Origin of the sequence: Streptomyces sp. (genome assembly GCF_050698815.1) — a bacterium.
In the GTDB taxonomy this organism is placed as follows: domain Bacteria; phylum Actinomycetota; class Actinomycetes; order Streptomycetales; family Streptomycetaceae; genus Streptomyces.
In genome coordinates this window covers 1-7,943 of sequence record NZ_JBOHCV010000176.1, presented here as the reverse complement: position 1 = coordinate 7,943, position 7,943 = coordinate 1, and the positions used below count along the sequence as shown (strand labels likewise).

Genomic DNA, 7,943 nt, shown 5'->3' with positions numbered 1-7,943 from the left:
CTCTCATGATGGCCGTGCTCTGGCGCAGTCCGTACGGCCCGGTGGCGGCGCTGTTCGTGCTGCTGCCGATGTACATCTGCTGCTGGGTCTTCGCGCAGTATCACCGCGAACACGGCGCTCACCAGGCAACCATCCGGGCGCTGGTGCAGGCCGTCGACATCAAGGACCGCTACACCCGCGGTCACAGCGAACGCGTCGGCCGGGCCTCCCTGCTCATCGCGCGCGAGCTGGGCATGGACGAGGAGCGCACGGAAATGCTGCGCTTCGCCGGAATCCTGCACGACGTCGGCAAACTCGGCGTGCCCACCCGGCTGTTGCGCAAGGACGGACCGCTCACCGTGGAGGAGCGCCGCGTCATAGAGCTGCACCCCGAGTACGGGCACGAGATGGTGCGCGGAATCGGCTTTCTGGGCGAGGCGCGCTCCGCGATCCTGCACCACCACGAACGACTGGACGGCAGCGGCTACCCCTACGGGCTCGCGGGTGTCCAGATCCCCGAGTTCGCCCGTGTGGTGGCGGTGGCCGACGCCTTCGACGCGATGACCTCCACCCGCAGTTACCGGCGTGCGCGGTCGGTGTCCACGGCCGTGGCGGAGCTCCAGCGGTGCGCGGGCACGCAGTTCGACCCCCGGATGGTGCGGGCGCTCGCCCGGGCGCTGGACCGGCAGGGCTGGTCACCCGCCGTCACGGCGGACGCGCCGGGCGGAAACGTACCGGCAGCGCGGGTGCAGGCGCTCCGCGGCAGACGCCGGGCGCCCGCCGCCGAGCCGTCCGGTTCCACCGGACCCACCCGGTCGACGTCATGAGGCCGTCATGAAGTACACCGTCGTGGTGAGCGGTGCGGCGGCGGCCGCGCTGGGCCTCGGCTCGCTCGGCGCCACCCTGTGGCACGGGCTGGAACAGCCCGGCGTGGCCCTCGCGTTCGGGCTCGTCATCGCCGTCGGCGAAGCCGTGCGCGTCCGGCTTCCCGGCACCGATCACACCGGCCGTGCCCCCACCAGCGCGCCGCTCGGCGCCGCCGGAGCACTGGGCTACGCCCTGCTGGGCGAGGTGGGCGGCCGGGTCACTACGCACGGCGTCCTGCAGTGCGTCGCCGTCGTCATCGCCGCCGCCCTGGCCGGCCTTGCCCCGCGCGCCCCGCGGGGGTGCTCCCTCACGCTCGACCACGCGGTACGGGGCGTGCTCACCGTCGGGTTCGCCGCCACCTGTTTCCAACCGCTCCACAACTCCGGTGTGTTGGCGCAATGGGTCGGCCGTGGCCCGTACTACGCGCTCTGTCTGCTCGCTGTCACGCTGCTGACCGGGTTGTGTGACGCGGTGCTCGCCGCCGTGCTCGCCGCGGCCCGCACGGAACGGCCGTTGGGTCCGCAGCTGCGGGAGCAGCTGCGCGCGCGGCTCGGCATCGCTCCGGCCGTCGCCGCCACCGGCGCCGTCATCGCGCTCGCGGTCGCGGTCGCGGGACTCTGGGCGCTGCCGGTCATCTGTGTGCCGCTGTTGCTCACGCAGTTCTCCTTCCGGCGCTACGCGTCCGTACGCGCGACCTACGGGCAGACCATCGCCTCGCTCGCCCGGGCCACGGAGGTGGCCGGCTACACCCCGCACGGGCACGCCCGCAGGGTCGCCGCGCTCAGCTGTGCCGTCGGGCGCGAGCTGGGCCTGACCGAACCGCATCTCACGGTGCTGGAGTACGCGGCGCTGATGCACGACATCGGCCAGCTCTCCCTCGTGGATCCGGTCACCGGCGGCGCCACCGAAGGGCTGGAACCCGCCCTGCAGCGGCGGATCGCGCTGCTGGGCGGCGCGGTGGTACGGCAGACGGGCGTGACCGTCGAGGTCGCCGTGGTGGTGGAACGGCAGGCGGATCCGTACCGTGAGCAACCGGTCACCGCTCGTATCGTGCGGGCCGTCAACGCGTACGAGGACATGGTGGCCGGGAAGGCTGCCATGGAGGGTTCGTTGCGGGCGCTGGAGCGGCTGCGGCTGGAGAGTGCGCGTGAGTACGAACCACGCGTTGTGGAGGCGCTGTCACGGGTAGTGGCGCGGGGGCCGGTCTGTTGACTCCCGGGTCGTGGCCGGGCGGCACTACGGGCATGGTTGGATGCGAGAGGGGAACCGCGGAAGACGCACATACCGTGCTCACAGTGCACGTGGAGCAGGCGCACCGTGCGTCGGGAAACAGCAGCGACAACCAGTCAACAGACGGGAATCAGGCGGGAACATCGTGAGGATCTTCGGCAAGGTGCGGCATCGGCCCTCCGCCTCGTGGCGGCAGGCGACCGATCGCGCCTTCACGCTCATCGGTGACGGGCGCTACGAGGACGCGGGCGCCCTGCTCACCCGGGCCGCTGATCTCGAGCCGTGGCTGTCGGAGTCCTGGTTCAATCTCGCGCTGCTGTACAAGTTCCGGCACGACTGGGAACAGGCCCGTACGGCCGGACTGCGCGCCGTGGCGCTGCTGGACCGCCAGAACGGCGCCCCCGACTGGTGGAACGTCGGCATCGCGGCCACCGCGCTGCAGGACTGGCCGCTGGCCCGGCGGGCCTGGCAGGCGTACGGGCTGCGCGTGCCCGGGCAGACGCAGCCCCCGGCGGCGGTCGGAGAGCCCACCGGGATGCAACTGGGCAGCGCGGCGGTACGGCTCTCCCCGGAGGGCGAGGCCGAGGTCGTGTGGGGACGGCGCATCGACCCGGCGCGGGTGGAGATCCAGAGCATTCCGCTGCCGTCCTCCGGGCGGCGCTGGGGCGAAGTGGTGCTGCACGACGGGGTACCGCACGGTGAGCGCACCACGAGCGCGGGCCCGTCCTATCCCGTCTTCGACGAGATCGAGCTGTGGGCGCCCTCGCCCGTACCCACCTGGGTCGTGCTGCTGGGGGCCGCCACGGAGGCCGACCGGGACGCGCTGGAGCGGCTGGCCTCGGACGCCGGGTTCGCGGCCGAGGACTGGTCGAGCTCGGTGCGGCTGCTGTGCCGTACCTGCTCGGAGAGCCGGATGCCGACCGACGAAGGGGACGGCTCGAAGCACATCGATCCGCACGACCACAGCTCGCCGGGGCACCCGGGCCCGCTGGGTCACATGACGCCGGGCGGACCGGGGGACCTGTGGGTTCCCGAGCGGGAGTGCGGACTCGCGGCACCGGCCGGACTGGTGCGCGGGCTGCTGGACAGCTGGGTCGAGGACAGCCCCAGCACGCGCGAGTGGCGGGATCTGGAAGAGGTCTGCTGAGCTCGTGCCCCTCCGCGCGCCCCGTTACCCTAGGGCGACGAATCAGGTGGCGAGGAAGGCGTACGGCGGAATGGCGCAGCAGCAGCAGGAGACCAGCGGGCACAGCTCTGGAGAGTTCGTGGACGACACGGCGGACTGCGAGGCGCGCGAGACCGCGTACCGCGAGCGCGGCACCGCCCGCCCCATCACCGTCGTCGGCAACCCGGTGCTGCACAAGGAGTGCCAGGACGTCACCGCCTTCGACGACGGTCTGGCATCGCTCATCGACGACATGTTCGCGAGCCAGCGTGCCGCCGAGGGAGTCGGTCTCGCGGCGAACCAGATCGGGGTCGACCTGAAGGTCTTCGTCTACGACTGCGTGGACGACGACGGGGTGCGGCACGTGGGCGCCGTCTGCAACCCGGTCCTGGACGAACTGCCCGCCGGGGACCGCAGTCTGGACGATTCCAACGAGGGCTGCCTCTCCGTGCCCGGCGCCTACGAGGCGCTGGCCCGCCCCGATCACGCGATCGTGCGCGGACTGGACGCCGAGGGCAAGCCGGTCGCCATCCGGGGCACCGGCTACTTCGCCCGCTGCCTCCAGCACGAGACGGATCACCTCTACGGCTACCTCTACATCGACCGGCTCTCGAAGCGGGAACGCAAGGGCGCCCTCCGGCAGATGGCGGAGGGCACACCGCGGTACGAGACGGTGCCGAACGACTGAGCCCGTAACGGAGCCGTCCGCGTCACGCTCGCGTGACCGGAGCCGCCGCCCTCCCGCCCTCAGGGGCCGGGAGGGCGGTGGTCGTTCGGTGGCCTTGTCATCGGCACTGTCCGATGCGGCACCGTCCGATGCGGCCCCACCCGATGCGGCTCATCCAATGGACAAGGCCATTGGCAGTTGCGGCATCTTGTTGACGGCTTGACTCCGTCACGTCAGTGTCTGCCATGTTCACCCCCACGGCAGATGGAGGGTCATGATGCCCAGACGTACGGTCAGAACCGTACTGGCTCTTGTCATGGTCGCGGCAGCTGTGTCGGCCGGCACGGCGGCCAGTGCGAGCGCCGCCCCCACGGCAGCCGTGCAGGCTGTCGGCGCCACGGCCGCCGACGGCTGCTACACCTGGAGCCGTGCCCTTGCCGAGGGCGCTACCGGCGACGACGTCACACAGCTGCAGATACGTGTCTCGGGCTACCCCGGCAGCGGCGGAGTCCTCGCCGTCGACGGCTCGTACGGGCCCGCCACCAAGGCCGCGGTCACCCGCTTCCAGCAGGCCTACGGGCTGGCCGCCGACGGCGTGGCCGGGCCCGCGACGTTCGCGAAGCTCTACGAGCTGCAGGACGACGACTGCACGCCCATTCACTTCACCTACGGCGAGCTGAACAACTGCAACTCCGACTGGAGCGGCGGAGCGCTCAGCGCCGCGCAGGCCAAGGCCAACGCCCTGCGCACCATGTGGAAGCTGGAGGCACTGCGGCACGCCCTGGGCGACCAGTCGATCAGGGTCACCAGCGGCTTCCGCTCCCATGCGTGCAACGACGCGGTAGGGGGCGCCCCTTCGAGCCGCCATCTCTACGGTGACGCCGCCGACCTCGGCGCCGGGCCCCACTCGCTCTGCACCCTCGCCCAGGAGGCCCGTAACCGCGGCTTCAACGGCATCCTCGGCCCGGGCTACCCCGGCCACAACGACCACACTCACGTGGACCACCGCTCAAGCAGGTTCTGGAGCGCGCCGAACTGCGGCATCTGAGCACTTCACCGACCCGACCCCCGGAAGGGAACCAACCCCCCATGAAGAAGACCATGCTGCGCGCCACGGTCGGCGCCTCGGCGCTGGCCCTCACGCTCTTCTCCTCCGCGTACGCCGCACAGGCAGACACCGCGGCGCCGCAGGCCACCCAGGCCCAGAGCACCCAGAGCGCCAAGAGCGCGGCCGTGCTGGCCAAGATGAGTCACTCCGCGGCCGTCGCACAGCTGAGCGGTGCCGGCATCGGGGTGTCCTCCAGCGGTGGCTGTTCCGACCGCAACAACCCCACCTGTACCTCGCTGGAGCAGGTCAACTCGGCGACGATACAGGGGGCGATCACGCTCAAGAACGCGAGTGGCTGCGGTCTCACGGTCACCGGCGGCACCGAGACCGGCCACGCCAGCGGCACGTACAGCCACTGGAACGGCTACAAGCTCGACTTCAGCATGACGAGCTGTCTGAGCAACTACGTCAAGAACACCTTCACCTCCATCGGCGGCTCCAAGTGGCGGTCCGGTTCCGGGAACATCTACTACGACGAGGGCAACCACTGGGACGTGACGTACTACAACTGCGGCGGCTGCTGACCCGCGGCCCGCAAGCGCACTGAGAGGGGGCCGCGTCCGGCGCGGCCCCCTCCTCAGAAATCGTCGTCGAAGGAGACCGACCCCTCGACGGCGACCTGGTAGGCCGAGGCGCGCCGCTCGAAGAAGTTGGTCAGCTCCTGCACGTTCTGCAGCTCCATGAAGGAGAACGGGTTACGGGCGCCGTACCGGGCCGGGAAGCCGAGTCGCACGAGCCGCTGGTCCGCCACGGCCCGCAGATACTCCCGCATGGACGCGGTGTTCATCCCCGGCAGCCCGTCGCCGCACAGGTCGCGGGCGAACTGCAGTTCCGCCTCGACGGCTTCCTCCAGCATCGCGGTCACCTCCCCCTCCAGCTCCGCGTCGAAGAGCTCCGGCTCCTCCTCGCGGACGGTGTCCACGACGTCGAAGGCGAAGGACATGTGCATCGACTCGTCGCGGAACACCCAGTTGGTGCCGGTGGCCAGCCCGTGCAGCAGCCCGCGGGAGCGGAACCAGTAGACGTAGGCGAAGGCGCCGTAGAAGAACAGCCCCTCGATGCACGCCGCGAAGCAGATCAGGTTGAGCAGGAAGCGGTGCCGGTCGGTCCTGCTCTCCAGCCGGTCGACCTTCTCCACACCCTCGCCGCCTTCGACGGCGGCCATCCAGCGGAAGCAGAACTGCGCCTTCTCCCGGATCGAGGGGATGTTCTCCACCGCCGCGAAGGCCTCCGCCCGCTCGTCCACGTCGGGCAGATACGTGTCCAGCAGGGTCAGATAGAACTGGACGTGCACGGCCTCCTCGAAGAGTTGCCGCGAGAGATACAGCCGCGCCTCGGGGGAGTTGATGTGCTTGTAGAGGGACAGGACCAGGTTGTTCGCGACGATCGAGTCGCCGGTCGCGAAGAAGGCGACGAGGCGGCTGATCATGTGCTGCTCGCCGGGGGTGAGCTTGGCGAGATCGGTGACGTCGGAGTGGAGATCGACCTCCTCCACGGTCCAGGTGTTCTTGATGGCGTCGCGGTAGCGGTCGTAGAAGCCGGGATAGCGCATGGGGCGCAGGGTCAGTTCGAAACCCGGGTCGAGCAGGTTCTTGGTGGTCGTCACTGGCATGCCTCGCAGGACTCGGGGTTCTCCAGGGAGCAGGTGGCGGCGGCTGAGGTGTCTGCCGCGCGGGCGATCCGGGTCGCCGGGCGTGAACGCAGGTAGTACGTCGTCTTGATGCCGCGCTTCCACGCGTACGCGTACATCGAGCTGAGCTTGCCGATGGTGGGCGCCGCCATGAACAGGTTCAGCGACTGACTCTGGTCGAGGTACGGGGTTCGGGCGGCGGCCATGTCGATCAGCGAGCGCTGCGGGAGTTCCCACGCGGTGCGGTAGAGCTCCCGTACCTCGGCGGGGAGCCGGTCCAGCTCCTGCACCGAGCCGTTCGCGTCACGCAGCGCCTCGCGCGCCCGGTCGTCCCACAGCCCGAGCCGTTTCAGTTCGGCGACCAGATAGGCGTTCACCTGGAGGAACTCACCGCTCAGCGTCTCCCGTTTGAAGAGGTTGGAGACCTGTGGCTCGATGCACTCGTACACGCCCGCGATCGCCGCGATGGTGGCGGTCGGAGCGATTGCCAGCAGCAGCGCGTTGCGCATCCCGGTTTCGGCGATACGGGAACGCACCGCCGCCCAGCGCTCCGGCCAGGTGGCGTTCGCGTCCGGGTAGTGGTCCGGGTGCAGCACGCCGCGCGCCGCCCGGGTCTCGGACCAGGCCGGCAGCGGGCCGTGCCGTTCGGCGAGGTCCGCGCTCGTCTCGTACGCCGCGAGCATGATCCGCTCGGAGATACGGGTGGACAACTCCCGTGCCGCGTCGGAGTCGAAGGGGAGCCGCAGCCGGAAGAAGACGTCCTGCAGCCCCATCAGGCCGAGACCGACCGGGCGCCAGCGGGAGTTGGACCGCTCGGCCTGCCGGGTCGGGTAGTAGTTGATGTCCACGACCCGGTCGAGGAACGTCACGGCTGTGCGGACGGTGGAGTCCAGCCGCTCCCAGTCCATTTCGCCGTCGTCGCGCAAGTGGGCGGCGAGGTTGACCGAGCCCAGGTTGCAGACCGCCGTCTCACCGTCGTCGGTGACCTCCAGGATTTCCGTGCACAGATTCGAGGAGTGCACGACGCTGCCCGGCTTCGCCGTCTGGTTGGCCGTGCGGTTGGCGGCGTCCTTGAACGTCATCCAGCCGTTCCCCGTCTGCCCCAGGGTGCGCATCATGCGCGCGTACAGCTGGCGGGCCGGCACCTGCCGCACGAAGTGCCCCGCGGCCTCCGCCCGCCGGTAGGCCGCGTCGAACGGCTCCCCCCACAGGTCGGTCAGCTCCAGTACGTCCGCCGGGGAGAAGAGCGACCAGTCGGCGTCCGCCTCGACCCGCCGCATGAACTCGTCCGGAATCC

8 protein-coding genes are annotated in these 7,943 nt (G+C 70.4%); 6 read left to right on the top strand and 2 right to left on the bottom strand.

Going from position 1 to position 7,943, the window contains the following annotated elements:
• From ACRDP3_RS06590 to ACRDP3_RS06565, 6 genes are all read left to right on the top strand, one after another.
• Window positions 1-806, top strand: an 806-nt coding sequence (locus ACRDP3_RS06590) for an HD-GYP domain-containing protein (RefSeq protein ID WP_431515879.1), incomplete at its 5' end; no start/stop codon positions are given.
• Between the two features lie 7 nt (window positions 807-813).
• A complete protein-coding gene (locus ACRDP3_RS06585) occupies window positions 814-2,058 on the top strand; it encodes an HD-GYP domain-containing protein (RefSeq protein WP_431515878.1) in 1,245 nt (414 codons plus the stop codon).
• A gap of 163 nt (window positions 2,059-2,221) precedes the next feature.
• Entirely contained in the window at window positions 2,222-3,223 is a 1,002-nt protein-coding gene (locus ACRDP3_RS06580) for a tetratricopeptide repeat protein (protein WP_431515877.1), read from the top strand.
• A 70-nt stretch (window positions 3,224-3,293) separates the two neighbouring features.
• Window positions 3,294-3,929 (top strand): peptide deformylase, encoded by a 636-nt coding sequence (gene def / locus ACRDP3_RS06575; RefSeq protein WP_431515876.1) that lies wholly within the window; start codon window positions 3,294-3,296, stop codon window positions 3,927-3,929.
• A gap of 256 nt (window positions 3,930-4,185) precedes the next feature.
• Window positions 4,186-4,956 (top strand): D-Ala-D-Ala carboxypeptidase family metallohydrolase, encoded by a 771-nt coding sequence (locus ACRDP3_RS06570; protein WP_431515880.1) that lies wholly within the window; start codon window positions 4,186-4,188, stop codon window positions 4,954-4,956.
• Between the two features lie 41 nt (window positions 4,957-4,997).
• Window positions 4,998-5,540, top strand: coding sequence for a hypothetical protein (locus tag ACRDP3_RS06565; protein ID WP_431515875.1), 543 nt, complete (start codon window positions 4,998-5,000; stop codon window positions 5,538-5,540).
• A gap of 53 nt (window positions 5,541-5,593) precedes the next feature.
• On the opposite strand, the gene ACRDP3_RS06560 is transcribed toward ACRDP3_RS06565, so the two are convergent.
• A complete protein-coding gene (locus tag ACRDP3_RS06560; RefSeq protein WP_431515874.1) occupies window positions 5,594-6,628 on the bottom strand; it encodes a ribonucleotide-diphosphate reductase subunit beta in 1,035 nt (344 codons plus the stop codon).
• Window positions 6,619-7,943: ribonucleoside-diphosphate reductase subunit alpha (locus ACRDP3_RS06555; protein WP_431515873.1), on the bottom strand; the 1,325-nt coding region annotated here is incomplete at its 5' end. The genes ACRDP3_RS06560 and ACRDP3_RS06555, both read right to left, overlap by 10 nt.

What these genes read in the sequence shown, in the direction of transcription:
- ACRDP3_RS06585 (WP_431515878.1), top strand. Translation starts at nt 814, where the DNA reads ATGAAGTACACCGTCGTGGTGAGCGGTGCGGCGGCGGCCGCGCTGGGC.
- def (WP_431515876.1), top strand. Translation starts at nt 3,294, where the DNA reads ATGGCGCAGCAGCAGCAGGAGACCAGCGGGCACAGCTCTGGAGAGTTC.
- ACRDP3_RS06570 (WP_431515880.1), top strand. Translation starts at nt 4,186, where the DNA reads ATGCCCAGACGTACGGTCAGAACCGTACTGGCTCTTGTCATGGTCGCG.
- ACRDP3_RS06565 (WP_431515875.1), top strand. Translation starts at nt 4,998, where the DNA reads ATGAAGAAGACCATGCTGCGCGCCACGGTCGGCGCCTCGGCGCTGGCC.
- ACRDP3_RS06560 (WP_431515874.1), bottom strand. Translation starts at nt 6,628, where the DNA reads ATGCCAGTGACGACCACCAAGAACCTGCTCGACCCGGGTTTCGAACTG.